The sequence below is a fragment of the Haladaptatus sp. W1 genome, from assembly GCF_001723155.1.
Classification (GTDB): domain Archaea; phylum Halobacteriota; class Halobacteria; order Halobacteriales; family Haladaptataceae; genus Haladaptatus; species Haladaptatus paucihalophilus.
Map to the genome: position 1 here is coordinate 1 of NZ_MEIH01000207.1, position 2,270 is coordinate 2,270.

General features: G+C 63.7%; 2 protein-coding genes and 1 pseudogene. All 3 read right to left on the reverse strand.

Going from position 1 to position 2,270, the window contains the following annotated elements:
• Positions 1-625: pseudogene (locus BG842_RS09980) on the reverse strand (M23 family metallopeptidase); the annotation flags it as partial.
• Between the two features lie 247 nt (positions 626-872).
• On the reverse strand, positions 873-1,283 hold the full coding sequence (locus tag BG842_RS09985; RefSeq protein WP_254663037.1) for a hypothetical protein: 411 nt from the start codon (positions 1,281-1,283) through the stop codon (positions 873-875).
• A gap of 82 nt (positions 1,284-1,365) precedes the next feature.
• Positions 1,366-2,082, reverse strand: coding sequence for a hypothetical protein (locus BG842_RS09990; protein ID WP_069450148.1), 717 nt, complete (start codon positions 2,080-2,082; stop codon positions 1,366-1,368).
• Positions 2,083-2,270 lie beyond the last annotated feature (188 nt).

The window sequence follows — 2,270 nt, forward strand, 5'->3', positions numbered from 1 at the left end:
CCGAGACGCTGTACTCGCTGTCGGCGTGCTCGATGATGATCCAGTTGCCGAGGATGTTGCGTTGGCGCAGGTCGAGCCATCCACCCGCCCGCGGACCGTCTCGATGGCCGTCGTGCGCCGCGACGACGACGCCATCCGCGGGTGCGCGTATCGGCTCGCCGTAGCAGTAGTACTGGTCCGGGCGCGACCCGTCGCCGGTGTGAGTGCGACCCTCCTCGTCAGTTATCACGAAGTCGAGGGCGTATCGTTGGGCGAGGATGCTCCACGAATGGGAGCGTTCGCGCGTGGGGCCGCCGTTGATGACCGTCCACGTTTTGCCGTCCGTCGGTGCTGTACCACCGTCGGCGTCGTCGGTGGAGTCGTCCCGCAATGTGCTGTCGGCGAACGGCAACCGGTAGGTGGTCGCCTGTTCGAACCGGTCGGGGTTCGGCAATCGACCGCGGTATCGAAGGAGCGTCGGAACGTGTCCGACCAGTTGGAGAACGCCTTGTACGAACACGAACGGGTTCAACTGCAACAGCAGAAGCGACAGGCGCGACCGGCGCGTATAGGATTTCCCGCCGATGGCGACCCAATCGGTCGGGTCCTCCTCGTCCTCGCCGAACGAGGGAAGGAAGCCCCGCACGAGCGGCCACAACCCGAATATGAAAAACAGCGCGAACTGTCGGAGGGGCCGAAGCGATTGGGACAGGTAGCCGGGTATCGAGAGGAAGCCGAGCAGAGAGAGGAACGTGGGGTCGGGGAGACGCGTCGGGTCGATTCTACTCCGTCACCGGAATCGGGCGGGCCGTGTGCGCCGGACATCGGGAGTAGATGGGATCGTCTCCCGCTTCAGTGTTTGGCGAACGAATCTCCAATTGAATTTTTGATAGTTACTCCACGGTTCGCCGCGTCGTCTCCGTGGCGTGGGCGGTGTCGTCTATCGTAACGGACAGTTCCTCGTCTTCGAGTCGGAAGGTGAGTCGGAGGGGGTCATCGTCGCGCTCGTCCACGAGCGACCCGTCGTTCTGTGCGAATTCGAGCTCCCAGAGATACGCCGTGTGGACGGAGCGTCCGTGGCGATTGTACAACGCGTTCACCTCCAGATGGCTCAACAAGCAGAATCCGATGGGGCCGAGGAGCTGTCCGCCACACGTCTCACAGACCGCGTGGAATCGCGGGACTACCTCCTCTCCCACCTCCGTTTCGACCGGCCGGACCGCGGTCGAAATCGAGTCGTAGCACTTGGGACACGTGCCGAGGAGCACCAACTCCACGGCGCGGTGGACCAACACCGTCGCCAACTCGACGAGTTCCTCGACGGTCGCGTCCGCGGCGGCGAACGTCGAAGTCGACCTTCCCTAGGCACCGACCGTCCCGGCCCGACTACGCCAATCGAGACAGCGTGTCCCGACTGCTTGCGAGGGCGTCCATATCGTCCTCGTCGAAATACCGTGCCAAGTCGCGCGTCGCCGAGACGAGCGCCTCGGCGGTGTCGATATCGACTCCGCCTTCGAGCGCCTGTGCGCGACGGACGTGTTCGCCGAGGGTTTCGAGCGTGTTCCGTCCCTCGCGGTCCACGTCGTGTTCTCTCGCCCACTCGCCCATCTCACCGTGGTATTCTTTGAGCGATTCCGCGTCCGCCAGCCCTCGTACCTCGTAAATCGACTCCGGGAGGTCGCGGGCGTCCGGGCGTTCGCCCTCGTCGGCACCGCGGAGGAGCGAGAAGAAGTATATCTCCTCGTCGTCGGTCATCCGCATCGACCGGCTGAACAGTTGTCCGGCTTGTCGGAGCTCGTTCGCCGCGAGGTAGGTGTCGTCGAGCGGGAGGAGTTCGCCGCCGCTGATAAATCCGCGCTTTCTGACGTACTCGCCCGCCTCGTCGGCCGCCCTGTTTGCGACCTCGCGCGCCGGTTCCCGGTCCAGCGCGTCGCGTATCTCGGCCAGTTCGAGGGTCGCCGGACTGTCGGTGTGTTGCATCCTGTTTTCGTCCAATCCGACGCTCTGCATGCTCTCGCAGTTCGGACAGGCGACGCTCCCCGTCTCGTAGTACGACCACTGGGTCCCGCAGTTTTTACACTCGCGGGTTCCGCGGACTTTCATGTCCACCGATTGCGCTTCCGGGGTGAAAACTCTCACGCGCGACCCACCGCTCCCACTGACTTCGGCTTCCACCGACTTCGCCACCCTGTGGATTTATCAGCGGCGGCGAACTACGTGCAATCACCATGTCGAGTGAAACTCACTCGGAGGATAGAGTAAGTCGCCCCGTCGCGGCTGGTCGAGAAATT